A 26554-nucleotide genomic window follows, 5' to 3' on the forward strand; every position below is an offset into this window, starting at 1 on the left:
CGCCGCGAGCGTCGCGGAAAGGGAGAAACCATGGCGAGCTATCAGAAAATACTCTTGTGTTACGACGGCTCGCGTGAGGGCCGCAAGGCACTGCGCTGCGGCGCCGATCTGGCGTTGGACCTCAAAGCGGAAACGCATCTGCTCTCGGTCGTCGACATGCGCTCGAGCATTGCGCAAAGCGCGGGCCTGTTGACCGATGTGGCCTGCGGCAGTTTCGAAAAGACGGCGCGCGACATCCTGCAGGAAGGCGTGAACTGGCTGACCGAGCGCGGCGTCACGGCGGAGGGTCATTTCGCGTTCGGCCATCCGGTTGACGAGATCGCCAATCTGGCCAACCAGTTGCACGTGGATCTGGTCGTGGTGGGCCACCGTTGCCGCACCGGCCTGTCCCGATGGTGGATGGGGGCGGGCAACACGCCGCTGCTCGACCGGATCTCGTGCAGCATTCTGGTGGCGTGTTCGTCGGCTCAGGAGCAGGAACAGGAGCAGCACGAGCAGCCGCGAGCGGCCTGATGGCACGAGCCGCGGCGATATCACACAGGTTGGGTGTACAGACCGGCATGGTGCCGGTCTGAGCGTTACTCGTTCAGATCGACGGCGGCCAGCTTCCACGAGAACAGACCCTCTCGCTGGAAGATTGCCGAGTAACGCGCGTTGCCCGCGCCGTGCTGGTAAGTCACGGCGAACTGGTTCAGACCGCGATAACCCGCCGTTGTGTCAGGTGGCTGTGCCGGTGTGGTTTGAGACGCGGCCGGCGAAGCCGCCGGGTCGGCCGAGCCATTATTCGCCGCGCCGGGCACCGGCGCAGCTTGCGGGTTCGAAGGAGTTTGTGGGTTCGAAGGGACCGGCGGTCGCTCACCAGGGTTGCCTCGTGGCGGCATGCCGTTGAGGAGTGCCGCCACACCGTCCGGCGTCGCATAAGCATCGACCAGCGGGCCAATTAACGCTACGCCGATCATCGCGCCGATAGCGGCCAGCGGATTGCCCTCGCTATGCGCCGTCACCCGACGCGTCAGCAATGCGCCTACCTGCTGTTTCAGGCTCTCCCGTAACGCCGGAAAATCGACATATTGATCGACGGTTTGCGCGTCGCGCGCGTCCGCCGCGCGTTTGAGCCGGTTCAGTGCGAGATATGGCGACGCATAGGCGAGACCGAGTGCGACGATTACCACGAGCACGATGAACGCGATGATGAGCGAGCGGGTAGTGCTACGTCCTGTACGGGTTGAAACAACCATTGCGTGGGGCTCTCTTTTCAAGGTGATCTAACGTGGACAACGGCCATGCCGAAACGATCCCGGCACGATCCCGAAACGATCCCCCGTTGAGAGAGCCAGGCCTTAGCAGCCCAGCTTCACCCCTCGAACACCGCGCCATGCACATTGGCTTCGTCCGCGATGCAGCGGTCGATCATGCGGCACACCGCGTCGACATTGCCCACCATGATGAGCCGGGACGGACCGTGATACACGCGCACCGGCGCGCGCCGTGCCGGCTCGGCCGTATTTAGTCCGGCGTTCAACGACACCCGGGCAAACGCCGGTAAGGACGAAGGCAGCGCGGCAGCCGCGCCAGCACGCGACCCGGAACCCGATACGGGAGCCGAAGGCACCGCCGAACCCCGCCGCGAAAAATCAACCGAAATGTCAGCCGAAATGTCGGCCGCAAAGTCAGCGGGCGTATCGAACAGCGACAGGTTGTGCGCCGTGGATGCCGCGGAAGCCGCGAGCAATGAGCAGGGCACCAGCTTGCGCAAATGGCGCAGGCGACCGAACTGGCGGAAAGGCAGCAGGCGGGCAAGGCGTTCCATAAATCTCTCCAGGCGATTCAACGTTGGGGCAGCTTCGGAAACCACGAGCGGGACCAGGCTCGCAACCGTTAGAACTCGCCCGGGCGAATAAGCCCGACGGCGATCCCTTCCAGCGCGAACTCCGCGCTGCCGGTTTCAACAAAGATGTTTTCGTAATCAGGGTTCTCGGCAATCAGCTCGAGCCCGTTGGGACGGCGTTTCAGGCGTTTGACCGTCACGTCGTCGCCCAACCGCGCGATGATGATCTGGCCGTCTTTCGCTTCGCTTTTCTTTTGCACCGCCAGCAGGTCGCCGTCGAAAATGCCGGCGTCGCGCATGGACAGCCCGCGCACCTTCAACAGGTAGTCGGGTTTGCTGGAGAACAGCGCCGGGTCACACGCGTAATGCTGGGCAATGTGTTCCTGCGCGAGGATTGGGCTACCCGCAGCCACCCGGCCAATGAGCGGCAGCGATAACTGCATGATGCTGGCGTGCGGCAGCGTGAACTGATGCGGGGAGTCTTCCGGCCCGGCCAGCAGGCGGATGCCGCGCGATGCGCCGGCCGCCAGTTCGATCACGCCCTTGCGCGCCAAAGCCCGCAAATGCTCTTCGGCCGAATTGGCCGAGCTGAAGCCGAGTTCGGCGGCGATCTCCGCGCGGGTGGGCGGAAAGCCGGTGCGTTCGATAGCCCGGCGGATCAGATCGAAAACCTGCTGCTGTCGTGCGGTGAGTTTGGTCATGGCGCCACTGTATGGATGAACAGGTAGCTGTATTTTTATACAGTATCGGCGGCATTTCAAGCTTTACTTTAAGTTCGCGTCGAAGAGCGACGCTGCAGCGCCCTGTATCGACGTTGGAGCGGGCTATTACACGTCGTGACACCTTATCTGGCTGCCATTACCACTTTTAGGTATTAAAGCATGAGAAAACATTATTTTTAATGATGAAAGCCCTTCGATAGACTGCCTCCCAGTCGGGTTCATGTGTCTGTGACCGCGACGCAAAACAACACCACACGCTATTCAAGACTACGACGCGGAGAAAGTTGGCATGAATCATCAGGGCAAGAGCTTGACGGGCACGACCAGAAAACTCATCGCAGCGCTCGCCTTCGGCGCCGCTGCGACACTCGGCGTCATGGCACAGGCGCATGCGGCCGACACGACGCTGCTGAACGTTTCCTACGATCCGACGCGCGAGTTGTATCAGGACGTCAATCAGGCGTTCGGCAAGGAATGGAAAGCGAAGACTGGCGAGACGGTCACGTTCAAGCAGTCGCACGGTGGCTCGGGCGCACAGGCCCGCTCGGTACTGGACGGCCTGCAGGCCGACGTCGTGACGCTGGCGCTGGCCTACGACATCGACGCGCTGGCGAGCAAGGGCATCGTCGACAAGGGCTGGCAGAAGCGCTTGCCGGACAATGCGTCGCCGTACACGTCGACGATCGTGTTCCTCGTGCGCAAGGGTAATCCGAAGCACATCAAGGACTGGGACGATCTGGCCAAGCCGGGGGTGTCGATCGTCACGCCGAATCCGAAGACCTCGGGCGGCGCGCGCTGGAACTATCTGGCCGCGTGGGCGTATGCGGAACATCTGCCGGGCGGCAACGCGCAGACGGCCAAAGACTTCGTCAGCAAGGTCTACAAGAATGCGGGCGTGCTGGATTCGGGCGCGCGCGGCGCGACCACCAGCTTCGTGCAACGCGGTATCGGCGACGTGCTGATCGCGTGGGAAAACGAGGCGTTCCTGTCGCAGAAGGAATTCGGCGCAGACAAGTTTGAAATCGTCGTGCCGTCGGTCAGCATTCTGGCCGAACCGCCGGTTGCCGTGGTGGACAAGGTGGTCGACAAGCACGGCACGCGCAAGCTCGCCGAAGCGTATCTGAACTTCCTGTACAGCGAAGAAGGTCAGGAAATCGCCGCGCGCAACTTCTATCGTCCGCGTTCGAACAAGGTGCCGGCCGACCTCACGGCCAAGTTTCCGAAGCTGAAGCTGTACACGGTCGACGATTCGTTCGGCGGTTGGGCTAACGCGCAGAAGACGCACTTTGCCGACGGCGGCGTGTTCGACTCGATCTACTCGCCGCAATAAAGCGCGCATCGACGTGCAATAACGCAGTCGCACGACCCAGCGGTGAGACCCCTCGCGGCAAGTGCCCGGGCGTCTCACCCAGCAAGAAGGCGCGCCCCAGGGCGCGCTTTTTGGCTGACCGGAGGGCCGCAACAGGCGCCGCCGGCCTCAACCCTGAACGAGTACTCCGCATGACGACGTTGACCTTCCGGAAACCGAGCGCATTGCCCGGTTTCGGCCTGACTCTCGGCATCACGGTGGCTTATCTGAGCCTCGTGGTGCTGATTCCGCTGGCGGCGACCTTTCTGAAAACCGCGACCCTCGACTGGGCGCAGTTCGTCCGCGCGGTGAGTTCGCCGCGCGTGCTCGCCTCGTACCGGCTGACGTTCTTCTCGGCGCTCGGCGGCGCGCTGATCAACGCGGTGTTCGGCTTTCTGGTGGCCTGGGTGCTGGTGCGCTACACCTTCCCGTTCAAGCGCATCGTGGATGCGGTGGTCGATCTGCCGTTCGCGTTGCCGACCTCGGTCGCCGGTATTTCGCTCGCCGCCGTGTATGCGGGCAATGGCTGGATCGGCCAGTTCCTCGAGCCGCTCGGTATCAAGATCGCGTTCACGCCGGCGGGCGTGCTGGTTGCGCTGACCTTCATCGGCTTGCCGTTCGTGGTGCGCACGGTGCAGCCGGTGCTCGAGGAGTTCGAACGCGAGCAGGAAGAGGCGGCTGCGTGCCTCGGCGCCTCGCGCTGGCTGACGTTTCGCCGCGTCGTGTTGCCGGCGGTTTTCCCGGCTTTGCTGACCGGTTTCGCGCTGGCTTTCGCGCGCGCGCTCGGCGAGTACGGCTCGGTGATTTTCATCGCCGGCAACGTGCCGATGAAGTCCGAAATCACGTCCTTGCTGATCATCACCAAGCTCGAGCAATACGACTATGCCGGCGCGACCGCGCTGGCGGTCGTGATGCTGGTGGTGTCGTTCCTGATGCTGCTGCTGATCAACACGCTGCAGTGGTACTTGCAGCGCCGCACGAGCCGCGGCGGAGCAGGGCCCGCGCCGGGCGCGGCGGGCACCGCGAGCGGCGCGAGTGTGGCGAGCGTCGGCTCGTTCGGCGGAGGTGCGCAATGAGCGGCCAGCCCGTGAAGGGCGGCGAACATGGCTCGACGCACACCCCGACGCCGGCAGCGGTCGCGGTCGCGCCGCGCGCGCCGTTGAACGTTGCGCGGCGCCCCGATCCGGTGACCGAACCGCCCGTGGTGCGCTGGCTGCTCACCGGGATCGCGCTGCTGTTTCTCGCGCTGTTTCTGGTCGTGCCGCTGGTCGCCGTGTTCTACCAGGCGTTGAGCAAGGGCATCGGTTTCTATCTGGAAGCGCTCGCCGATCCGGATGCGCTGTCGGCCATCAAGCTCACGGTCATTACCGCGGCGATTGCCGTGCCGCTGAACCTTGCATTCGGCCTCGCGGCCTCGTGGTGTATCGCGAAGTTCGAATTTCGCGGCAAGGCGCTGCTGACCACGCTGATCGATTTGCCGTTCTCGGTGTCGCCGGTCATCTCGGGTCTGGTCTACGTGCTGATGTTCGGCGCGCAGGGCTGGTTCGGCCCGTGGTTGCAGGACCATAACGTGCAGATCATTTTCGCCGTCCCGGGCATCGTGCTGGCGACGATCTTCGTCACGTTCCCGTTCGTTGCGCGCGAACTGATTCCGTTGATGCAATCGCAGGGTAACGACGAAGAAGAGGCCGCCCATGTGCTCGGCGCGTCAGGCTGGCAGATTTTCCGCCGCGTCACGCTGCCGAACGTCAAATGGGGCCTGCTGTACGGCGTGATTCTGTGCAACGCGCGGGCGATGGGCGAGTTCGGCGCGGTGTCGGTGGTGTCCGGCCATATTCGCGGCCAGACCGACACGATGCCGTTGCACGTCGAAATTCTCTACAACGAATACAACTTCTCGGCCGCGTTCGCCGTGGCGTCGGTGCTGGCCTTGCTGGCGCTCGTGACGCTCGGCCTGAAGCTGCTTGCCGAGCGCCACATGTCGGCGGAACTGTCGGCCGCGCGCGACGTGCCCGCGTATGCCGGGCCGGCGTCCGCTTTGTCGACGGTTTCTGCCTCGACCCCTTCATCGCAGCAACAGGCAGTCAAGCACCCGCTCAAGCAAGGAGAGCTGTAATGGGTATCACCGTACGTAACCTGCAGAAGCGCTTTGGCGATTTCGTCGCGCTCGATAACGTGTCGCTCGATTTCCCCCCGGGCGAACTGGTTGCGCTGCTCGGGCCCTCGGGTTGTGGCAAGACCACCTTGTTGCGCGTGATCGCCGGACTCGAGTATGCGGACAGCGGCCAGGTCGTGCTGCAAGGACAGGACGTGGCGACGGTCGGCGCGCGCGAGCGCGAAGTCGGCTTCGTGTTCCAGCATTACGCGCTGTTCCGCCATATGACGGTGTTCGAGAACGTCGCGTTCGGACTGCGCGTGAAACCGCGCAAGGAGCGGCCGTCGGACGCGGTGATTCGCGAGAAGGTTCATGAACTGCTGAAGCTCGTGCAACTCGACTGGCTCGCGCAACGCTATCCGTCGGAACTGTCGGGCGGCCAGCGGCAGCGCATCGCGCTAGCCCGCGCGCTCGCGGTCGAGCCGAAGGTGCTGCTGCTCGACGAACCGTTCGGCGCGCTGGATGCAAAAGTCCGCAAGGAATTGCGCAGCTGGCTGCGCCGTCTGCACGACGACCTGCATATCTCCACGCTGTTCGTCACGCACGACCAGGAAGAAGCGCTCGAAGTGGCCGACCGTATCGTCGTGCTCAATCGTGGTCACGTGGAGCAGGTAGGCAGTCCGCAGGATGTCTACGACCATCCGCAAACCTCGTTCGTGTACGAGTTTCTGGGCGCGGCGAACCGCCTGCACGGCAACGTGGATGCGAGCGGTTTCGTCGTCGATGGCGCGGCGTTGCCGGTGACGATCCAAGCCGGTTTCAGCGGACCGGCGTTCGCGTACGTGCGTCCGCACGACCTGCAGTTGTATCCGCAGGCGTCGGGGCATCGCGAAGGCATCGTAGTCGACGTGCGGCGCGTGGTGACGCTCGGCGGCTCGGTGCGGGTCGAACTCGCGAGCCGCGAGGGCAACGTGCTCGAAGCCGAACTCGATCGCGAATCGTGGCGTGAGCTGCAACTGTCGATCGGCGACGGCGTGACAGCGGTGCCGCGCGCGTTGCGCGTATTCCCTGCGCCGTAAATGCAAAGAGGCCGCGTCGAATCGCGCGGCCGGTCGGACGAATTCGAATAACTTCACTCTGGCAGAATCGGAGATATAACGATGAATTTCCAGCAACTGCGCTTCGTGCGCGAAGCCGTGCGTCAGAACATGAATCTGACCGAAGTGGCCAATGTGTTGTACACGTCCCAGTCGGGCGTGTCGAAACAGATCAAGGATCTGGAAGACGAACTCGGCGTCGACATTTTCATCCGCCGCGGCAAGCGTCTGACGGGCCTGACGGAACCCGGCAAAGCGGTGCATCAGCTGATCGAGCGGATGCTGCTCGATGCGGAGAATCTGCGCCGCGTCGCGCGTCAATACGCCGATCAGGACAGCGGCCATCTGGTCGTGGCGACCACCCACACGCAGGCACGCTATGCGTTGCCGAAGGTGATCCGCCAGTTCACCGAAGTGTTCCCGAAAGTGCATCTCGCGCTGCGTCAGGGCAGCCCGCAACAGATCGCGCAGATGATCATCAACGGTGAAGCCGACATCGGCATCTCGACGGAAGCGCTCGACCGCTTCCCGGATATCGTCACGTTCCCGTGCTATTCATGGCATCACGTGGTGGTCGTGCCGAAGGATCACCCGCTGGTGGGCCGCGAAAACCTGACGCTCGACGATATCGCCGAATTCCCGATCATCACTTACGACCAGGACTTCACGGGCCGCTCGCACATCGACCAGGCGTTCGCCAAAGCGGGTGCGTTGACCGACGTCGTGCTGACCGCGATCGATGCCGACGTGATCAAGACTTACGTCGAACTGGGCATGGGAATCGGCGTGGTGGCGGCCATGGCGTACGACCCGAAGCGCGACACGGAACTGGTCGCGCTGGATACGCAGCATCTGTTCGAAGCGAGCACGACGCGCGTCGGTTTGCGCAAGGGCGCGTTCCTGCGCGCTTACGCTTACCGTCTGCTGGAAATGTTCGCGCCGCAACTCAACGAAGCGGAAATCGCCGCGCAATTGCGCGAAGCGGTTTGAGTTCGCTGCAACGCCCAGCGTCGAAGCTCGAACGGTGAATCGATGAAGCGATGAAGCAACGCATGCTGCCGTCCAGTCGGACGGCAGCATGCTCTCAAAGATCGACCCGCCTCAAGCCCGTTCGTAGAGCCGTTTCGGCAAGCCCCACGCAATCAGCACGAAGGCCAGCACACACACCGCCGCGACCACGTACAAACCGAGCGTCGCGCTGCCGGTCGTATCCTTCACTTTGCCGACCATATACGGCGTGACGATGCCGCCGATCTGTCCCAGCGAGTTGATCAACGCGATGCCCGCGGCAGCGGCCACGCCGCTGAGAAACCGTTGCGGCAATACCCAGAACAGACCGATGGCGGAAATGATGCCGGTCGCCGCCGCGGTCAGGCCGATCACCAGAACCAGCGTGTTCTGACTGAAAAACCCGCAAACGAAGTAGCCGACGCCGCCTGCCAGCGCACACAGCGCCAGATGCCAGCGGCGCTCGCCGGTTCTGTCCGAATGACGCCCCAGCCAGACCATCGTGATCGCCGCGACGATATACGGCAGCGAAGAGATCAGACCGATCACGAACGTGTCCTGCGTGCCCGCCGTGCGGATCAGTTGCGGCATCCAGAACACCAGGCCGTAGATGCCGGAGGCCAGACAGAAGTAGATGAGCGACAGCGTGTAAGTGGCGGGCTCGCGCAGCGCCGGGCCAAAACGATGCACGGCTTGCGAGTCTTTTTCGCCTTCGACGATGCGGCTCCAGACCGTCTTTTCTTCGGGGCTCAGCCATTTCGCGCTCTGAATCGAATCGTCGAGCATGAAGATGACGACGAGGCCGAGCAGGATCGACGGAATGCCTTCGAGCAGGAACAGCCACTGCCAGCCGGCGAGTCCATGCAGCCCATGAACGTACTTCATGATGCCGCCCGAAATCGGACCGCCGATAATGCCGCACAACGCGATGGACGCCATGAACAGCGTGTTCGTGCGGCCGCGCACTTCCCGCGGAAACCATTTCGTGAAGAAGTACAACGCGCCCGGCACGAAGCCCGCTTCGAGCGCGCCGATGATGAAGCGGATCACGTAAAAGCTGACCTCGTCCCGCACGAACATCGTGCAGGCCGACGCAATGCCCCACGTAATCATGATGCGGGCGATCCACAAACGCGCGCCGACCCGATGCAGGATGAGGTTGCTCGGCACCTCGAAGATCAGATAGCCGACGAAGAATACGCTGGCGCCGAGGCCATACACCGCATCGCTCAAGCCTAACTGGCTTTGCATCTGCAGTTTCGCAAAGCTGATGTTCACGCGATCCAGATACGCGCACACGAAGCAGATGACCAGCAGCGGAACGAACCGCCAGAAAATCCGCTTATAGATGTGGCCGGCGACAGAGGCGTCGCTGGTCAGGGGTGACAAGGCAGGCGCCGCCGGTTGGTTCATTGTCGGTCTCCGTCATGGTTGTTGTACTGGTTTCCTGCAAGCGGCTCGATGCGCTCTGCGGTGCATGCTACGCCTAGTAAGTGGCGCGGCCGCCGGACAGATCGAACACCGCGCCGGTCGTGAAGGAGTTTTCCTCCGAGACCAGCCACGCGACCATCGCGGCAATCTCCCCGACGTTGACGAAGCGTCCACGCGGGATTTTCGACAGCATGTAGTCGATATGCTCCTGCGACATCTGATCGAAAATCCGTGTCTTCGCGGCCGCCGGCGTAATCGCGTTGACCGCGACGTTCCTGCCGGCCGTCTCTTTGCCGAGGCTCTTGGTGAGCGCAATGACGCCGGCCTTCGACGCGCTGTAGGCCGACGCATTCGGATTGCCTTCCTTGCCGGCAATCGACGCCACGTTGACGATGCGGCCGTAATTGCGCGCCACCATGCCGGCGACGATCGCCTTGTTGATGTTGAACGTGCCCGTCAGATTGATTGCGATGACCTTCTCCCATTCGTCGTCGGGGTAGTCTGCGAGCGGCGCGTTGGGTCCGGCAATGCCCGCAGAGTTGACGAGTACGCTGACATCGCCTTGTTGTTTCGCGGTCGCATCTGCCGCGGCCTTGACCTGCAGCGTGCTGGTGATATCCACCTGATAAGCCTGCACCTGGTCGCCCGCTTTGAGCGTGTCGCGCGCGGCTTCCAGTGCGCCTGCGTCGCGATCCCATAACGCGATCTTCGCGCCGCCTGCCAGCAGACGTTCCGCGACGGCGTAGCCGATGCCGAGCGCGCCACCGGTGATGACGGCCGTCTGTCCTTCGAAATCGTATCGATTCATGTCGAGTCCACTCGTGTTGAGATTGAGGTCAGGCGCCGATGACGCGTTGAGTCTGCTCGCCGAGTCCGTCGATGCCCAGTCGCATTGTCTGGCCGGCCCGCAGGAATACCGCTTCGGGCTTGATGCCCATGCCGACGCCCGGCGGCGTGCCGGTGGCGATCACGTCGCCCGGGTACAGCGTCATGAAGCGGCTCAGATACGCGACGATTTCGGGCACGCGGAAAATCATCGTCGCGGTATTGCCGTTCTGATAGCGCTTGCCGTCCACTTCGAGCCACAGGCCGAGTGCATGCGGGTCGGCCACTTCGTCTCGCGTGACGAGCCACGGACCGATCGGACCGAACGTATCGCAACCTTTGCCCTTGTCCCAGGTACCGCCGCGTTCGAGTTGATACGCGCGTTCCGACACGTCGTTGATCACGCAGAAACCGGCCACATGATCGAGTGCGTCGGCGGCCTCGATGTAGCTCGCCTGTTTGCCGATCACGACGCCCAGTTCGACTTCCCAGTCGGTCTTCCCGGAGCCGCGTGGTATCTTCACGTCGTCGTTCGGGCCGACGACCGCGGAGGTCCATTTGTTGAAGACGATCGGCTCGGCGGGGACGGCCATGCCCGATTCCGCCGCGTGGTCGGCGTAGTTCAAACCGATGCAGATGAATTTGCCGATGGCCGCGACGCACGGTCCGATTCGCGGATTGCCGTCGACTACCGGCAGCGTGGAGAGATCGAGTTGCCGCAGTCGCGCGAGCGCTTCATCGGACAGGTTTGCACCGGTGAGGTCGCCGATCGTTGCCGACAGGTCGCGAATCGCACCGTTCTCGTCGAGCACGCCTGGCTTCTCCTGGCCGGGCTGGCCGTATCGCAGCAGTTTCATAGGGAATTTCCTGGTTGCCGATTAAGGTTCTGAATAAGGTTCTAAACACAGCGTCGCTCGTGTCGGTCGAGCCGGCCTGTCTTTCCAGAATCGCAGTCTATAAAGTCACGCGCCGGGCGCCTACTGACAGTCGTGGATCGTGGAATAACTAAATGACATCTCCGGATTTACCCTCGTTTCACGCAATCGGCTCGCGATTGCGTTTTCGCCAACTGAGATTGCTGATCGCCATCGACGACACGGGTTCGCTGCATCGCGCGGCCGAGCAGTTGTCGATGACGCAACCGGGCGCGAGCAAAGCGTTGAAGGAAGTGGAAGACACGTTCGGCGCGGAACTGTTCGCGCGCCACACGCATGGGTTGGTGCCGAACGAACTCGGCCACTGCGTGGTGCGTTATGCGCGACTGATCGGCACCGATCTCGACCATCTCCGCGAGGAGATGACGGGCATTCTGCGCGGTCAGGGCGGACGCCTCGCCGTGGGCGGCGTGGCGGGTTCACTGCCGACGATACTCGTGCAGGCCGTGCTGAAGTTGAAGGAGAAGCAGCCGGCAATTTCGATCGAGCTGTTCGAAGACACCAGCGCGCGGCTTCTGCAATTGCTGAGCGAAGGGCGGCTAGATCTCGCGATCTGCCGTGCGTCGGTGGCGGGTCAGCCGGAATTGTTCGATGTCGAGTTGTTTCTGGAAGAGCGAGTGAGCGTGGCGACCGGTCCGCGACACCCGCTGGCATCGGCCGCCGAGGTGACGCTCGAGCAGTTGGCGCAATTTCCGTGGGTGATGTTTCCGAGCCAGATGCCGCTGCGGACGCTGCTCGAACGCGAGTTGATCGAAGCAGGGCTGCCGTTGCCTGCTCACGCGATCGAAACCTCGTCGACATTCGGCAGTCTTTTGTTGCTGGCCGAAAGCAATGAACTCATCTCGCTGTTCTCATTCGAGACGGCGGCGTTTTTCGAAAGGCAGGGGATTATCAAGCGCTTGCCGATCGACATCGCTTCGCGCGTCGAGCCGTATGGGATCGTGCGGCGACGCGGAAGCGGACTGTCCGCCGCGGCGCGGATTTTTATCGAAGAGTTGCGCATTCATGCGGCGACGCTGACGCGTAGTGGACTCTATGCCGGACCGGTGGACGCGGCGCAGTAATGCCGATGGGGCGATCATTTACAATCGCGCCCATGAAACTTTCCACTTCTTCTTTTTCTTCCTTTTCTTCTTCCACGCCCCCAGCCATGTCCGACGAAAGCGCGCAACCGCTCAACCCATCGCCGCTGCCGCGCATCGCCGTGCTGGCCACCGGCGGCACGATCGCCGGTGCGGCGCCGGACGCGACCAATACCTCGGGTTATCGGGCGGGCGTGGTCGGGGTCGACCAGTTGCTGCAGGCCGTGCCGTCACTGTCGACGCTCGCGCGCATCGTGCCCGAGCAGATAGCCAGCGTGGACAGCAAGGACATGACGTTGGCGCTCTGGACCACACTCGCGCAACGCATCAACACGTTGCTGGCGACCGACGACATCGACGGCGTGGTGGTGACGCATGGCACCGATACGCTGGAAGAAACCGCATATCTACTGCATCTGACCGTCAAATCGGACAAGCCGGTCGTGCTGACCGCGGCAATGCGTCCGGCCTCCGCCCTGTCCGCCGACGGTCCGTTGAATCTGCAGAACGCGGTCACCGTGGCGGCGCAAAAAAGCGCGCGCGGGCAGGGCGTGCTGGTCGCGTTCAACAACCGGATTCACAGCGCACGCGATGTGGTCAAGACGAGCACCTATGCGGTGGATGCATTCCAGTCGCCGGAGATCGGCGCGCTCGGCTGGGTCCAGGATGGCCGCGTCGAGTTTCAGCGCGGCGTCGTGCGCGCACATACGCTGGCGACGGAATTCGTTATCGGCGCGAACTGGCCGAACGTGGAAGTCGTGGTGAGCTATGCGGGCGTGTCGCGGATCGTCGTCGACGCGCTGGTTGCGGCGGGCGTGCGCGGCATCGTGGTGGCCGGTACGGGCAATGGTTCGATTCATGCGTCGATGCAGCAGGCGCTGGCCGATGCGGCGTCGCAGGGTGTGGTCGTGGTGCGGGCTTCGCGTGTGGGCTCGGGGCATGTGATGCGCAACGGCGCGGCCGCCGACGACGCGCTGGGTTTTGTCAGCGCGGGCTCGCTGAATCCGTACAAGGCGCGCGTGTTGTTGATGCTCGCGCTCGCCGCCGGCGGAACCGGCCCGGTCGCGCTGCAAAAGATATTCGATACGTATTGACGGTGTGGGAGATAACGTTGCGCATGCGCCAGGCGCACGCGCAACGCTTTGCATTACACCGCCGGAATGACCAATACCTGACCCGGATAAATCTTGTCCGGGCTCTTCAGCATCGGCGTGTTGGCCTGAAAAATCACGTCGTTCTTCGCGCCGCTGCCGTAGTACTTCTCTGCGATCTTCCACAGATTGTCGCCCGATACGACGGTGTGAAACTGCGTGGGTGCGGCGGCGGGTTTCGTGACGGTCAACTGGTCGTCGACCTTGTCGACGTTGTGCACGTTGCCGGCGGCAACCAGGATCTTGTCCTTGGTCGGTTGATCCGCGGCTTCACCGGACACGGTGACGGTATGGTTCGTGCCGTCGTAGGTGACGGACAGATTGGTCGCGTCGAGACCTTGCGTGCGGATATACGTGGCGATGGCGTCGCCGGCGGTTTTATTCAATGCGGCAAGGTCGGGTGCGGCGGCCGGTGCGGCGGCGGCTTGTGCGGGGGCAGAGGCTGCGCCGAACAGCTTTTCGCCGGCGTCCTTGATAAAACTGAGAATACCCATTGATGACACTCCTGACGTGACGGCGCAGGCGGCAAGCCTGGAAGCTGAGCGATTGAAACGCCTGCGACCGGAGTCAACGAGTGTAGGAGAAAAGCGCGCGGCGATGTGTCAAAAATGGTCGAGGGATGCGCGCGCAATTGCAAGCAGATGTGAGCGGCGGCACGTAGCGGCACGTAGCGGCAAGCGCAGTTCTGCGTAACGATTCGCGTGAATGCACGCTCGCAGGCACCCGGCAGGAAGACGTGCGGACGACTTGCGCGAATGTCTTCGTGCGAGAGATTGGCGGATAAAGCATGGCGATGAAATCCGACAGCCGGACACCCGACGACGACGTCTGACCGACCAAGGCTTCCCCGGCGTCGCCGGGTGCCGCTGCGGACCCTGCCTGGCCACTCTCAGCCCAGAGCGGCCATTTTGCCCATGATGTCACGCACTTCGCGTGACATCACGAGCGCCCCACCTTCAAGAGCGGCCGCCTTGCACAGCCGCTCTCTCTCTTATCAGGCCGCTTTCGCTTCGGCGCCCGGCGCCTGTGCCACTTCGTAGTTCGCCATGATCTCGAGCGCGCGCACCATCGCCGAGTGATCCCACGCCTTGCCGCCGTTCGCCGCGCATACGCTGAACAACTGCTGCGCGCTCGCCGTATGCGGCAACGCGATGCCCAGCTTGCGTGCGCCGTCGAGCGCGAGGTTCAAATCCTTCTGATGCAGTTCGATGCGAAAGCCCGGCTCGAACGTGCGCTTCGTCATCCGTTCGCCGTGGACTTCGAGAATGCGCGACGAAGCGAAGCCGCCCATCAACGCACGACGCACGCGTTCCGGATCGGCGCCCGAGCGCGACGCGAACAGCAGCGCTTCCGCCACGGCCTCGATGTTCAGCGCGACGATGATCTGGTTCGCGACCTTGCAGGTTTGGCCTGCACCGTTATCGCCGATCAGCGAGATGTTCTTGCCCATCAGTTCGAACAGCGGCTTCGCCTGCGCGAACGCGTGCTCGGGGCCGCCGACCATGATGGTCAGCGACGCTTCCCGTGCGCCCACTTCGCCGCCGGACACCGGCGCGTCCAGGTAGTCCACGCCGAGTGCGTTGATCTTGCGGGCGAATGCCTGCGTGTCGAGCGGCGAGATCGAACTCATGTCGATCACCAGCTTGCCCATCGTGAGGCCCGCGGCGACGCCGTCGTCGGCGAACAGGACATTGGCCACGTCCGGCGTGTCGGGCACCATGATGACGACGATGTCGGCAGCCTGTGCGACTGCGGTGGAATTCGCGACGACGCTCGTGCTCTTTGCCAGATCGTCGGGGACCGGATACGCGCCGTTCACGAACAGCGTGTGACCGCCCTTGATGAGATTGCGCGCCATGTGCGCGCCCATGATGCCGAGGCCGATGAAACCGATCTTTGCCATGAGAGTGTGTCTCCAGAGTCGTTGGGGGTGAGGGCCTGTAGGATCAGGCGGCGGCGCGGGCTGCGTCGCGGGTTTGTCCCAGCCAGGCGAGGCCGGCGGCAGTCGTCGTGCGCGGTTTGTATTCGCAGCCGACGTAGCCTTCGTAGCCGAGCGTGTCGAGCAGATCGAAGAGGAACGGATAGTTGATCTCGCCCGTGCCCGGCTCGTTGCGCCCCGGGTTATCGGCGAGCTGGATATGCGCGATCTGCAGCAGATTCTTTTTGATGGTCGCCGCGAGTTCGCCTTCCATGCGTTGCATGTGATAGATGTCGTATTGCAGGAACAGATTGTCCGAGCCGACCGCGCGAATCACGTCGAGCCCTTCGCTGGAACGTTTCAGTGCGAAGCCCGGAATGTCGTACGAGTTGCACGGCTCGACCAGCAGCCGGATGTTCGCGCGGTTCAGTTCGGCCGCGGCGAAACGCAGGTTCTCGACGATCGTCGTGCGCGCCTGGTCGGCGTCCACGTTCGCGCCCGGAATGCCGACGAGGCAGTTCAGTTGCGGCACCTTCAACGCCTTCGCGTATTCGATTGCATGGCCCACGCCGTCCCGGAACTCGCTCACGCGATCCGGCAGGCAGGCGATGCCGCGTTCACCCGCTTCCCAGTTGCCGGCGGGCAGGTTGTGCAGCACGAGTCGCAAACGGTTCTGCTGCAGACGTTCGCTCAGCTCGGCGATTTTATACGGGTAGGGAAACAGGAATTCCACGGCGTCGAAGCCCGCATCCGCAGCGGCCGCGAAACGGTCGAGGAACGGCACTTCGTTGAACAGCATCGTGAGGTTGGCAGCAAATTTCGGCATGGTGCGAAGGTCTCTCTGGTCGGTCGGATGAAGGGATGAAACTTGGTCTTGCAATCAGTCGTGCAATCAGTCTCGCAATCAGTCGTGCATTCAGTCGAGCATGCTGATCGCGGTCGGCGCATCGGCGCGCTGTTCCGCCAGTTCTTCGAACTCGTTGATCGCGTCGATTTCGGTGCCCATCGAGATGTTGGTCACACGTTCGAGAATCACTTCGACGATTACCGGCACGTTGAACTCGGAGAGCATCGACTGCGCTCTCTGCAATGCAGGCTTCAGCTCTTCCGGCTTGAACACGCGAATCGCCTTGCAGCCGAGGCCTTCCGCGACGGCGACATGATCCACGCCATAGCCGTTGGTGTCGGGCGAGTTGATATTCTCGAAGCCGAGCTGCACGCAGAAGTCCATGTCGAACGCGCGCTGCGCCTGGCGGATCAGGCCGAGATACGAGTTGTTCACCACCACGTGCACGTAGGGCAGCTTGAATTGCGCGCCTACGGCGAGTTCTTCGATCATGAACTGGAAGTCGTAGTCGCCCGACAGCGCGACGATCGGCCGCTGCGGATCGGCGACACGCACGCCGAGCGCCGCCGGAATCGTCCAGCCGAGCGGACCGGCCTGACCGCAGTTGATCCAGTTGCGCGCCTTGTAGACATGCAGGAATTGCGCGCCGGCGATCTGCGACAAACCGATCGTGCTGACGTAGCAGGTATCGCGGCCGAACACCTGGTTCATCTCTTCGTACACGCGTTGCGGCTTCATCGGCACGTTGTCGAAGTGCGTCTTGCGCTGCAGCGTCTGCTTGCGTTGCTGACACTGCGCGACCCATGCACTGCGGTCTTTCAGCTTGCCCGCCGCTTGCCATTCTTTGGCGACTTCGACGAACAGTTCGAGTGCGGCCTTCGCATCCGACACGATGCCGAGGTCCGGTCCGAACACACGGCCGATCTGCGTCGGCTCGATATCGACGTGAACGAATTTCCGGCCCTTCGTGTACACCTCGACGCTGCCCGTATGACGGTTGGCCCAGCGGTTGCCGATGCCGAGCACGAAGTCGGCGGCGAGCATCGTCGCGTTGCCGTAGCGGTGCGAGGTTTGCAGGCCGACCATGCCGGCCATCAGCGGATGGTCGTCGGCAATCGCGCCCCACGACATCAGCGTCGGAACGACCGGTACGCCGAGCGTTTCGGCAAAGCTCACCAGCAGATCTTCAGCCGCGGCGTTGAGAACGCCGCCGCCGGAGACGATCAGCGGCCGTTCGGCATCGTTGAGCAACGCGAGTGCGGCTTCGATCTGCTTGCGCGTGGCTTTGGGTTTGTAGACCGGCAGCGGTTCGTACGTATCGATGTCGAACTCGATCTCGGCGAGTTGCACGTCGATCGGCAGATCGACCAGCACCGGGCCCGGGCGGCCCGAGCGCATCAGATGAAACGCCTGCTGGAACACGCGCGGCACCAGCGCCGGCTCGCGCACGGTGACAGCCCACTTGGTGACGGGCTTGGCGATCGATTCGATATCGACGGCCTGGAAGTCTTCCTTGTACAGACGCGCACGCGGCGCCTGACCCGTGATAGCGAGAATAGGGATCGAGTCGGCCTGAGCGGAGTACAAACCGGTGATCATGTCGGTGCCCGCCGGACCCGAGGTGCCGATGCACACGCCGATATTGCCCGGCTGCGCCCGCGTATAGCCTTCGGCCATGTGCGACGCGCCTTCGACGTGCCGCGCCAGTACATGGCTGATATTGCCCGCGCGCCGCATGGCCGAGTAGAACGGGTTGATGGCGGCACCCGGTACGCCGAATGCGGTGTCGATGCCTTCTTTTTCGAGCACCAGCACGGCTGCGTCGACGGCTCTCATCTTGGCCATGAATGTCTCCTGACTTGTCGGGGAATGTCTTTGGGAATCGGCGTTTCGAAGTGTTGAACGAACTTTAGGCGTCACGGAAAGGTTTGATAAGATCAGCCCGAGTCGCTTATTTCGAAACAAAAAGTATGGAATGGCGGGAGACACGAGATGGACCGTTTCAAGCAGATCGAGACCTTCGTGCGGGTTGCCGATGCCGGCAGCCTTGCGGCGGCGGCGCTGGAGGAGGGTGTGTCGCCGGTCATACTCGGGCGGCGCATCGACGCGCTGGAAAAGCGCCTTGGCGTCAAGCTGATGTACCGCTCGACACGGCGGCTGGTGGTGAGCGAAGAGGGCGCCGCGTTTCTGGAGCGCTGTCGCGGTCTGCTCGGCGAGTGGGATCAGGCGGAAAACGAATTGAGCGCCGGGCGGCGCGCGATCAACGGGCATCTGATCGTGTCGGCGCCGGCGGCTTTCGGGCGCAAGCACGTGGCGCCGTTGGCGCCGGCCTTCCTCGCCGATAAACCGGAGTTGCAACTGTCGTTCAACCTGACCGATCGGGTGGTCGATCTGGTGCGCGAGGGCTACGACCTGTCGATCCGGATCGGCGGGTCGGTCGATCCGAACTTCGTCGCCGTCAAGCTGGCGTCGAACCGGCGCGTGGTGTGCGGCACGCCCGCGTACTTCCGCGCGCACGGCAAACCGAAGACGCTGGACGATCTGCCGCGCCACAACTGCCTCGCGTTCAACCTGCAAGGCGGACAGAACCGCGGCTGGTATTTCCGGCGTAACGGCAAACTGGCGACGGTGCGCGTGGGCGGCACGCTCGATTGCAACGACGGCGAACTGCTGCACCGCTGGGTGTCGGAAGGACTCGGGCTGGGCTGGCGCTCGACGTGGGAAATCCAGCAGCAACTGGCACGCGGCGAACTGGAAACGGTGCTCGACGAGTACGCGCTGCCCGACTACGACATCCTCGCGGTGTATCCACAGCAGCGCTACGTGCCGTCGCGGGTACGCTACTTCATCGATTATCTGAAAGAGGTGTATTCGAGCGACGACTACTGGAACCGGCCGTCCTATTAGTCGGCCTTGCAATGGCCGGGCGGCGTAAATCGTTGAAAACGCTCTGGTTTCAGGTGTTCGATTATCGGGATATCTTGCAACCCGTCCCTTTACGGGTTATAGTCTTGGGCTTCTCACTTGCCACACCGGTCCGACGCCCGGGTGGCTTTAATCCATAAGTCAGCACAAGGAGTGAATATGCGTCATTACGAAATCGTATTTATCGTGCATCCGGATCAGAGCGAGCAAGTGCCCGCCATGATCGAGCGTTACAAGAGCACGATTACCTCGCACGGTGGCCAGATCCACCGCATCGAAGACTGGGGCCGTCGCCAACTGGCCTACATGATCGAGAAACTCGCGAAGGCTCACTACGTCTGCCTGAACATCGAATGCGACCAGACCACGCTCGACGAGCTGGAACACGCATTCAAGTTCAACGACGCAGTTCTGCGTCACCTCATCGTCAAGCTGAAGAAGGCCGAAACCGGCCCGTCGCCGATGATGAAGGAAGTGCAGCGCGAAGAAGCCAAGAAGTCGGCTGCTACGCAACCGTCCGAAGCGCAGGCTTAAGACACACTATTTAAGCTACCAGGTCGAGCGTCGCGCTCGTCAAAAGGCTCATGAACCGGCTGCAACTTACGGCCAGCGTCGTCGAACGCGAACCGGTGCGGTACACCCCCGCCGGCGTTCCGATTGCAGGTTGCACGTTGCAGCACCGCGCGGAAGTCGTCGAAGCCGGCATTACCCGGCAAGTCGAACTGACCATGCAGGCGGTAGCCGCAGGCGAGGCGAGCGGTAAGCTGGAAGGCTGTCAGATGGGCGTGGAAACGCTCTTCACCGGCTTCCTGGCAAAAAAGCACCGCAACGCAAGAACACTGGTATTTCACATCACAGCATTGCAGGACATTGGAAAGGACTGAACATGCCCCGCCCGACTGGTAAGAAATTCGACAAACGTCGTCAGCAACAAAATCCGCTCTTCAAGCGCAAGAAGTTCTGCCGTTTCACGGCCGCTGGTGTCGATCACATCGACTACAAAGACCTCGATACGCTGAAGGACTTCATCGGCGAAAACGGCAAGATCACGCCGGCGCGTCTCACGGGTACGAAGTCGCATTACCAACGCCAGCTGGATACGGCAATCAAGCGCGCACGTTTCCTCGCGCTGGTGCCGTACACCGACCAGCACAAGGCCTAACCCGACGACGCGATAAGGAGCATCCGAATGCAAATCATTCTTCTGGAAAAAGTCGTCAATCTGGGTAACCTGGGCGACATCGTGAAGGTCAAGGACGGTTACGCACGTAACTTCCTGATCCCGAAAAAGCAGGCTCGTCGTGCAACGAAGGAAGCGCTGGCTGAATTCGAAGTTCGCCGCGCTGAACTCGAAAAGACCGCCGCTGAAAAGCTGGCAGCCGCTCAGGCTCAAGGCGAAAAGCTGGCAGGCTCGACGGTGCAAATCGGTCAGAAGGCTGGCGTCGACGGCCGTCTGTTCGGCTCGGTGACCAACGCCGACATCGCCGACGCTCTGGTCAAGCAAGGCTTCGCAGTGGAAAAGGCGCAAGTGCGTCTGCCGGAAGGCCCGCTGAAGATCGTGGGCGACCACGCAGTTCAGGTCTCGCTGCACACCGACGTTCTCGTCGAAGTGACGGTGGCCGTGCTGGGCGAACACGTCTAAAGACGCAAAGCAGCTGCCAGCCGGGTTGCTGGCAGATGGCTTAAGAGAGGCAGGGGCCGGGTGACCGGCCCCTGCCTTTTTTCATGCCCGCCTGGCGTACATCGAAGTGCAGGTTTTTTGTTTCCTCCCGCGCGCTTTACCCCGATAATTCCCCTCCATGAACGCACCGTCCAAAGATCCCCAACTCGAGTCGCTAAAAGTCCCGCCGCATTCGATCGAGGCCGAGCAATCGGTGCTGGGCGGCCTGCTGCTCGACAACGCGGCATGGGACCGCATCGCCGACTTCCTGTCGCAGAGCGATTTTTATCGCTACGACCATCGGCTCATTTACGAACACATCGGCAAGCTGATCGCGGCCACGCGCCCGGCCGACGTGATCACCGTGTACGAGTCGCTCGGCACCGCGGGCAAGGCGGAAGAGGTCGGCGGGCTCGCCTACCTGAATGCGCTGGCGCAAAACACGCCGAGCGCAGCCAATATCCGCCGTTACGCGGAAATCGTGCGCGATCGTGCCGTGTTGCGCCGGCTGGTGTCGGTAGCCGACGAGATTTCCGCCGACGCGTTTAATCCGCAGGGCAAGGAAGTGCGCCAGTTGCTGGACGAGGCCGAATCGAAGGTGTTCTCGATTGCCGAAGACGGCGCGCGCGGCACCCAGGGCTTTCTCGAGATTGGACCGTTGCTGACCCAGGTCGTCGAGCGTATCGACACGCTATATCACACGGCTAATCCGAGCGACGTGACCGGCACGCCGACCGGCTTCGTCGATCTGGACCGTATGACGTCCGGCATGCATGGCGGCGAGTTGATCATCGTTGCAGGGCGTCCGTCGATGGGTAAGACCGCGTTCTCGATGAATGTCGGCGAGTACGTTGCAGTTGAATACGGTTTGCCAGTAGCGGTGTTTTCGATGGAAATGCCCGGCTCGCAACTGACCATGCGGATGCTCGGCTCGGTTGGCCGGCTCGACCAGCACCGGATGCGAACCGGGCGATTAACCGACGAAGATTGGCCGAAGCTGACACATGCCGTGCAGAAGATGAGCGAAGCGCAGATTTTTATCGACGAGACCGGTGGTTTGAATCCGATGGAACTGCGCTCCCGCGCGCGCCGGTTGTCGCGGCAATGCGGCAAGCTCGGCCTCATCATCATCGATTACCTGCAGTTGATGAGCGGTTCGTCGTCAGCCGGTGAAAACCGGGCGACCGAGATCTCGGAAATCTCGCGCTCGCTCAAAAGTCTCGCCAAGGAACTCGATGTTCCGGTCATCGCGTTGTCGCAGTTGAATCGTGGACTGGAACAGAGGCCGAACAAGCGGCCGATCATGTCGGATCTGCGTGAATCCGGCGCTATCGAGCAGGATGCGGATGTGATCCTGTTCATCTATCGCGACGAAGTCTACAACCCTGATAGCCCCGACAAAGGCACTGCGGAGATCATCATCGGCAAGCAGCGGAACGGCCCGATCGGCCCTGTTCGACTGACTTTCCATGGTCAATACACGAAGTTCGATAACTTTGCGGGCGCGCAAAACTTCTACAGCGATTGATCCGCCAAAGCAGACGACAGCGTCAAGGGAACTGCAAGCAGTAACTGCGGCTCATGTTGTAACGACGCTGTCAAAAGTGCGGTAGCGATCCCGGACCGGTACAATGTGGCGGTTTTATGTCAGCCAAAAACGTGACTTATCTCCGGGATCCCAATGTTCGGTCGATTCATGCCCACCGCGGGCAAGTTTCTAGGGAAAACTTCGCGATAGGCGCATTCCTATCATGCAGTCCCCGTTTTTAAGACCTTGAAAAGTCTAGATTTTTTGAGAAAGTGCGATTGGAGCATCTGTAACGCACGAGTCACAAGTACGTATTTTTTACGTACGTACGCCCCTGAACTTCGGTTACTTTGCGTACGCAAAACCACCGGGGGCCACATGACATCAAACCTGAAATTCAAGACCGCGCGGGCCAAGCTGGAACCGCGCCGTGCCCCTTACTGGTCCGCCTAAGCTTGGCGTACTTATCGGCTTCCGAAAGGGGGCAGCAACAGGCGGAACGTGGATCGGTTGCACTCGCGACGCCAGCGGCACGTACCAGTTCACGTCACTGGGAAGCGACGCCACGAAGGAATACGACGAAGCCAGCCGGGAAATCGCCAAGTGGGCGGAGGAACTGGCTAAGGGCGTCCAGAACGACCGGAAATTGACGGTTGCCGACGTATGCCGCGCCTATGTCGCTAATCGCCGGATCGAGAAGGGCGTTACCACGGCATACGACGTTCAGAAGCGCTTTGAGCGATATGTATTCTCGGAGACATGCGCTATCCGCAAAGGGGAAAAGATGCCCAGCGGACGGAAGAAGCACGTTGAGGCGTTTGTGTATGACCGACGTATTGGAGATATCCCGTTCGCCAAACTTCAGCCGGGCGACGTTCAGCAGGATCAACTATGAATAACCCACAAGAAGCCCTTAAAGCAAAAAACTCACTAAGCCTCTGTCTGACGAACTGGTTCGCGTGAACATCGAAGTCACACCGCAAATGCGCGAAGACCTGAAGGCGTACGTGCGCGCGAATAACGCGACCATCGCCAAGGTATTGCGCGCGATGTTTGAACTTCACCTATATCCGGAAAATCCGGTGCAGTAATGTTCCAGCCCACACGACCGACCTAGTCAGTCTTGGGTATCTTTCGCAAGGGAACGAAATGCTCGCCGTCATAAGCGTTGGTAACAGCATGTCCGTCACTCTTTCGCATTCGCACGAAAAAGAGTGTTGGTGAAGTATTGGTTGCGCCGCCACATTCCGCTGAATGATTTTCGCGGACGCGCACCTCGTAACTCTTGCCTTGGTCGAACGTATCGAAGAAGAGGCATTCGGTCCTGTCCGTCGAGAGCTGATATTTAGTAACCAGCTTTGAGGCTAGTAACGCTGCTGCATTGTCGTCCGGCACCGCCAGCGGTTTTGCGCAGGCTGACGCGCAGGTAACAAGGAGCGCAACTGCAACCGTCCATCGGGTCATTGCGATTGCCCCGCATCGTACTGGTCGAGATTGTGCGCGCGGATTATGGCATTCAGTTTCGTTGCGTAGTGCTGGTCAGTCGCATAGCCGCCGTGCTGAAGCGCAATAGCGCACTTGCTGGCACTCCGTTGCGTGTAGCAAACCCGGAATTTCGGGTTGCTGCTGATGGTCCGGGCGTAATCGTCTGCGGCATCATCAAAACCTGTGTATGCGCGGAACGTTCCCTGTATCTGTACGGACGCCCCATTCAGAATTTCGTGCGTGGTGAACGTCGCTGAACTTCCGTCCGGTGCGCGCCCCTTCACGCCGAAATAAGCGTTGCCAACTACGCGGCGTCCCCAGTTCGTTTCCAGCGCAGATTGCGCGAGGACGATTCCCGCCGGGATGCCAAATCGCCGCTGGATCGCTTGCGCCTTGGCAAGATGATCGGCAATAAACGCGGTTACGTAAGCCGGTGAAGACGGTGCTGCCTTGGATTTATGTGCGTGGTGTTCAGGCATTTGGCAATCCCACTGAAAGCAAATAATACAAAGACTGTAGCAGAGCGGTTGGTTTGACGAAACTAGGCTAGCGCTCCGTTTCCCCACTTAATGCGTAGTGAATAGCTAGCCGTGCGGTACCCCAACTACATCCAAATAATTCGCTAAGGTATTTTTTTGGGCAGCTCGAATTCCGTATTTGTTTTATGCCTTGTTACCCCCAACAATCACAATCTGCGCCGCAGCCTGGGGGCATTGAGCATTCATATGCAACCGGAGGATTGCTTAAATCGGTTGCCTGATACCGAACTCTGCCGCTATCAATTGGAGGTTCCCACGAATAAATAACTCCTTTGTCACGTTCGTGGCAGTGGTAACAGTGCATGTATTGATTAAATTTTTCATAAAGGAAATCATGAACTATCTGTTTAGCAAAGAACGAATTGATAGAAAACCACTCGGTTTTCCGGCCCGTACGGGGATGCCTCATCCGCTCATAGTCCCGTTCAATCATTTCATGCACAGCACCTTCTATTAACTCAATGGTGCTTGGATGTACACCATCCCTGATCTTGAAAGCACATAGCAAGGCATAGTACCGGTTCTGAGTGCCACCGGCTCTTGATCCGGGCGTGCCAATGGTCCGCCCAATCTTCGCCTCACGATCATTCCGTGTGTCCAATCCGATGTAAATCCAACCAACATTCGAGTTTTCTTGCCGGAGGCGTTCTCGTTCAACGTGCGCCTCCTTGAGATCATCATAATCGTTCTCGTCGAAGTCGTCTTCCCAATACTTATTTATTGCCATTTCGATACCCCAGATTGACACGGCATATTATATCGAATGAGTTGATTATGTGAGGCTGGGACGCCCAAATGGAACATCTCTCTGGTAACTATGATCCTCGCCTTGGGCGGAAACTAAACTTTTGATTTTATACAATAATTTTAGTGTTCAAATTTTTCCAAGGCAAGCAAAGCGCCGGTTTGCTCAAATTTTTCGGGTGACCTCTAAAGAAATGGTCTCATGTTGCCGTAATGTCGGTGGGGCCAGCAGGTTCATTCAATCAACGAAAAATATTGAGATAACGAGGGAACGCATGGAAGTTATGAACGGAACTACTCCGCGAACCACAGTGCACGCAATCGGGGACCACGCTCTTCACCGCAATTTACATCAAGCGCAGACCCGTTCTGCTTTTGCCGCGTACCTACTCTGGTTTTTCCTTGGCTCTGTCGGTGCACACCTGATGTACACGCGCCGCTGGGTCATGCTCACCGCCCATTACCTGTTACTGATTCTGGTAGGTTTCGGTATTGGAATGGTCGTGCACGGTAAAGAAATTCAAAACGTATTCTTCGGATTGGCAGCAGTATGGGGCGCAATTCTGCCGTTCGGAATCTTTAGCTTCCTCGGCATGTGTATCTTGTTTGCGCAGGTGAATTACTGCAACGAAGATTCTGCGTTGCGGCTGGCTGGAATCAAGCCGAAGCTCACGCGCGTGACTGAGCGTCTAGTTATCATCGTGTCAGTCGGTGTTTTTCTGATGTTCGCTGTGATCATGTCGTATTTTCCGGACGCTGTTGTTCGAGACAGTGTGTCCACGACGCCTGACACTGTTACGGCTCCTTCGGCACAGACACCTTCGGTGCAACCATCGAGTCCTGAGGTCAGCAGCGCGCCTGCCGCGAACGTCGAGCAGGGTAATGTTCAACCCCAAGCAACTGTGGCAGAAGCGACTTCACAAGTAGCGGCGGTGGCAGAGGCAGCGCCAGCACAAGACCAGCAAGCACCGGCACTGGCACCGGCACAGCCTACGCAGGACAGCGCTACTCAATCGTTAGACCCTGCTACGGATTTGAACACAACGCCAAATCAGATGTATGGAACAAGTTTCGATTGCGGCAAAAGCCACTCACAGAATGAGTATCTGATTTGCCACACGCCGGCACTTGCTATCGCAGACGTGAAGCTTGCTAACTCGGTAACTGCAGCTAAAAACGCAATTGCTCCGACAGACTTGGATGCTTTCAAGGATCGGATGCGTGGACAATGGAACTTCCGAGAAAAGCACTGCAATGATGTCGCTTGCTTGAATACGTGGTACCAGTATCAAACTAGTACGATGGCACTCATTGAACAAACCCGGAACGCGGCGGCTCGCGTGGATACTCCACAAAACTGATCGTCAATCAGAGTTAGCGAAAGGC

At 60.8% G+C, this 26554-nt stretch carries 30 protein-coding genes; 17 read left to right on the plus strand and 13 right to left on the minus strand.

Annotated elements, in window-relative coordinates; translation table 11 throughout:
- Nucleotides 1-30 precede the first annotated feature (30 nt).
- Nucleotides 31-513 (plus strand): universal stress protein, encoded by a 483-nt coding sequence (locus FQ746_RS31240; RefSeq protein ID WP_144113675.1) that lies wholly within the window; start codon nt 31-33, stop codon nt 511-513.
- Between the two features lie 65 nt (nt 514-578).
- On the opposite strand, the gene FQ746_RS31245 is transcribed toward FQ746_RS31240, so the two are convergent.
- From FQ746_RS31245 to lexA, 3 genes are all read right to left on the minus strand, one after another.
- Nucleotides 579-1238 (minus strand): DUF2939 domain-containing protein, encoded by a 660-nt coding sequence (locus FQ746_RS31245; RefSeq protein WP_144113676.1) that lies wholly within the window; start codon nt 1236-1238, stop codon nt 579-581.
- Nucleotides 1239-1354: 116 nt separating this feature from the next.
- Nucleotides 1355-1810 carry a hypothetical protein gene (locus FQ746_RS34965; protein ID WP_186310882.1) on the minus strand — a complete coding sequence of 152 codons (456 nt, stop codon included), beginning with the start codon at nt 1808-1810 and terminating at the stop codon, nt 1355-1357.
- 68 nt (nt 1811-1878) lie between these two features.
- Nucleotides 1879-2529 carry a transcriptional repressor LexA gene (lexA, locus tag FQ746_RS31255; protein ID WP_144113677.1) on the minus strand — a complete coding sequence of 217 codons (651 nt, stop codon included), beginning with the start codon at nt 2527-2529 and terminating at the stop codon, nt 1879-1881.
- 310 nt (nt 2530-2839) lie between these two features.
- On the opposite strand from lexA, the gene FQ746_RS31260 reads away from it, so the two are divergent.
- The 5 genes from FQ746_RS31260 to FQ746_RS31280 all read left to right on the plus strand — a co-directional run bounded on the left by FQ746_RS31260 (nt 2840) and on the right by FQ746_RS31280 (nt 8080).
- Nucleotides 2840-3880, plus strand: coding sequence for a sulfate ABC transporter substrate-binding protein (locus tag FQ746_RS31260; protein WP_144113678.1), 1041 nt, complete (start codon nt 2840-2842; stop codon nt 3878-3880).
- A gap of 170 nt (nt 3881-4050) precedes the next feature.
- Nucleotides 4051-4974, plus strand: a complete 924-nt coding sequence (gene cysT, locus FQ746_RS31265) for a sulfate ABC transporter permease subunit CysT (protein ID WP_144113679.1) — start codon at nt 4051-4053, stop codon at nt 4972-4974.
- Nucleotides 4971-6014, plus strand: coding sequence for a sulfate ABC transporter permease subunit CysW (cysW, locus tag FQ746_RS31270; protein WP_260854231.1), 1044 nt, complete (start codon nt 4971-4973; stop codon nt 6012-6014). The genes cysT and cysW overlap by 4 nt, the downstream gene beginning before the upstream one ends.
- The gene (locus FQ746_RS31275) at nt 6014-7072 is read left to right on the plus strand and encodes a sulfate/molybdate ABC transporter ATP-binding protein (RefSeq protein WP_144113680.1); all 1059 of its coding nucleotides are present in this window, start codon (nt 6014-6016) and stop codon (nt 7070-7072) included. The genes cysW and FQ746_RS31275 overlap by 1 nt, the downstream gene beginning before the upstream one ends.
- Nucleotides 7073-7153: 81 nt before the next feature.
- Nucleotides 7154-8080 carry a CysB family HTH-type transcriptional regulator gene (locus tag FQ746_RS31280; protein ID WP_144113681.1) on the plus strand — a complete coding sequence of 309 codons (927 nt, stop codon included), beginning with the start codon at nt 7154-7156 and terminating at the stop codon, nt 8078-8080.
- A gap of 111 nt (nt 8081-8191) precedes the next feature.
- Here FQ746_RS31280 and FQ746_RS31285 read toward each other — a convergent pair whose 3' ends face one another.
- From FQ746_RS31285 to FQ746_RS31295, 3 genes are all read right to left on the minus strand, one after another.
- Complete coding sequence (locus tag FQ746_RS31285; RefSeq protein ID WP_144113682.1) at nt 8192-9511, minus strand: MFS transporter; 1320 nt, start codon at nt 9509-9511, stop codon at nt 8192-8194.
- 73 nt (nt 9512-9584) lie between these two features.
- Nucleotides 9585-10337: an SDR family NAD(P)-dependent oxidoreductase gene (locus FQ746_RS31290; protein WP_144113683.1), complete on the minus strand. Its 753-nt coding sequence runs from the start codon at nt 10335-10337 to the stop codon at nt 9585-9587.
- A gap of 28 nt (nt 10338-10365) precedes the next feature.
- Entirely contained in the window at nt 10366-11211 is an 846-nt protein-coding gene (locus FQ746_RS31295; RefSeq protein ID WP_144113684.1) for an ureidoglycolate lyase, read from the minus strand.
- Nucleotides 11212-11363: 152 nt separating this feature from the next.
- Here FQ746_RS31295 and FQ746_RS31300 point away from each other — a divergent pair, with 152 nt between their 5' ends.
- On the plus strand, nt 11364-12353 hold the full coding sequence (locus FQ746_RS31300) for a LysR family transcriptional regulator (protein WP_144113685.1): 990 nt from the start codon (nt 11364-11366) through the stop codon (nt 12351-12353).
- A gap of 86 nt (nt 12354-12439) precedes the next feature.
- Nucleotides 12440-13465, plus strand: a complete 1026-nt coding sequence (locus FQ746_RS31305; protein ID WP_260854232.1) for an asparaginase — start codon at nt 12440-12442, stop codon at nt 13463-13465.
- Between the two features lie 53 nt (nt 13466-13518).
- Here FQ746_RS31305 and lysM read toward each other — a convergent pair whose 3' ends face one another.
- The 4 genes from lysM to gcl all read right to left on the minus strand — a co-directional run bounded on the left by lysM (nt 13519) and on the right by gcl (nt 18132).
- Nucleotides 13519-14016: a peptidoglycan-binding protein LysM gene (gene lysM / locus FQ746_RS31310; RefSeq protein ID WP_144113687.1), complete on the minus strand. Its 498-nt coding sequence runs from the start codon at nt 14014-14016 to the stop codon at nt 13519-13521.
- A gap of 500 nt (nt 14017-14516) precedes the next feature.
- Entirely contained in the window at nt 14517-15425 is a 909-nt protein-coding gene (locus FQ746_RS31320) for a 2-hydroxy-3-oxopropionate reductase (protein ID WP_144113689.1), read from the minus strand.
- Nucleotides 15426-15468: 43 nt separating this feature from the next.
- Nucleotides 15469-16266 carry a hydroxypyruvate isomerase gene (gene hyi / locus FQ746_RS31325; RefSeq protein ID WP_144113690.1) on the minus strand — a complete coding sequence of 266 codons (798 nt, stop codon included), beginning with the start codon at nt 16264-16266 and terminating at the stop codon, nt 15469-15471.
- Between the two features lie 90 nt (nt 16267-16356).
- On the minus strand, nt 16357-18132 hold the full coding sequence (gene gcl, locus FQ746_RS31330; RefSeq protein WP_144113691.1) for a glyoxylate carboligase: 1776 nt from the start codon (nt 18130-18132) through the stop codon (nt 16357-16359).
- 147 nt (nt 18133-18279) lie between these two features.
- On the opposite strand from gcl, the gene FQ746_RS31335 reads away from it, so the two are divergent.
- The 8 genes from FQ746_RS31335 (at nt 18280) to FQ746_RS35395 (ending at nt 23491) form a co-directional block, all read left to right on the plus strand.
- Nucleotides 18280-19194, plus strand: coding sequence for a LysR family transcriptional regulator (locus FQ746_RS31335; protein ID WP_144113692.1), 915 nt, complete (start codon nt 18280-18282; stop codon nt 19192-19194).
- Between the two features lie 177 nt (nt 19195-19371).
- The gene (gene rpsF / locus FQ746_RS31340) at nt 19372-19746 is read left to right on the plus strand and encodes a 30S ribosomal protein S6 (protein ID WP_144113693.1); all 375 of its coding nucleotides are present in this window, start codon (nt 19372-19374) and stop codon (nt 19744-19746) included.
- A gap of 50 nt (nt 19747-19796) precedes the next feature.
- Nucleotides 19797-20096 carry a primosomal replication protein N gene (gene priB, locus FQ746_RS31345; protein WP_144113694.1) on the plus strand — a complete coding sequence of 100 codons (300 nt, stop codon included), beginning with the start codon at nt 19797-19799 and terminating at the stop codon, nt 20094-20096.
- A gap of 2 nt (nt 20097-20098) precedes the next feature.
- Nucleotides 20099-20374, plus strand: coding sequence for a 30S ribosomal protein S18 (gene rpsR, locus FQ746_RS31350; RefSeq protein WP_144113695.1), 276 nt, complete (start codon nt 20099-20101; stop codon nt 20372-20374).
- A 27-nt stretch (nt 20375-20401) separates the two neighbouring features.
- Nucleotides 20402-20854 (plus strand): 50S ribosomal protein L9, encoded by a 453-nt coding sequence (rplI, locus tag FQ746_RS31355; protein WP_144113696.1) that lies wholly within the window; start codon nt 20402-20404, stop codon nt 20852-20854.
- Between the two features lie 157 nt (nt 20855-21011).
- Nucleotides 21012-22400 carry a replicative DNA helicase gene (locus FQ746_RS31360; RefSeq protein ID WP_144113697.1) on the plus strand — a complete coding sequence of 463 codons (1389 nt, stop codon included), beginning with the start codon at nt 21012-21014 and terminating at the stop codon, nt 22398-22400.
- Nucleotides 22401-22830: 430 nt separating this feature from the next.
- Nucleotides 22831-23295 carry a hypothetical protein gene (locus FQ746_RS31365; protein ID WP_144113698.1) on the plus strand — a complete coding sequence of 155 codons (465 nt, stop codon included), beginning with the start codon at nt 22831-22833 and terminating at the stop codon, nt 23293-23295.
- Nucleotides 23296-23359: 64 nt separating this feature from the next.
- Entirely contained in the window at nt 23360-23491 is a 132-nt protein-coding gene (locus FQ746_RS35395) for a hypothetical protein (protein ID WP_260854233.1), read from the plus strand.
- Between the two features lie 22 nt (nt 23492-23513).
- Here the strand turns inward: FQ746_RS35395 and FQ746_RS31370 are convergent, their stop codons facing one another.
- The 3 genes from FQ746_RS31370 to FQ746_RS31380 form a co-directional block, all read right to left on the minus strand.
- Nucleotides 23514-23864, minus strand: a complete 351-nt coding sequence (locus tag FQ746_RS31370) for a hypothetical protein (RefSeq protein WP_144113699.1) — start codon at nt 23862-23864, stop codon at nt 23514-23516.
- Entirely contained in the window at nt 23861-24364 is a 504-nt protein-coding gene (locus tag FQ746_RS31375) for a glycoside hydrolase family 73 protein (RefSeq protein ID WP_144113700.1), read from the minus strand. Before FQ746_RS31375 ends, FQ746_RS31370 begins: the two co-directional genes overlap by 4 nt.
- 193 nt (nt 24365-24557) lie before the next feature.
- Nucleotides 24558-25172: a GIY-YIG nuclease family protein gene (locus FQ746_RS31380; RefSeq protein WP_144113701.1), complete on the minus strand. Its 615-nt coding sequence runs from the start codon at nt 25170-25172 to the stop codon at nt 24558-24560.
- A 271-nt stretch (nt 25173-25443) separates the two neighbouring features.
- Here FQ746_RS31380 and FQ746_RS31385 point away from each other — a divergent pair, with 271 nt between their 5' ends.
- Entirely contained in the window at nt 25444-26529 is a 1086-nt protein-coding gene (locus tag FQ746_RS31385; protein WP_144113702.1) for an NINE protein, read from the plus strand.
- Nucleotides 26530-26554 lie beyond the last annotated feature (25 nt).

Origin of the sequence: Paraburkholderia sp. BCC1886 (assembly GCF_900996245.1) — a bacterium.
Lineage (GTDB): Bacteria > Pseudomonadota > Gammaproteobacteria > Burkholderiales > Burkholderiaceae > Paraburkholderia.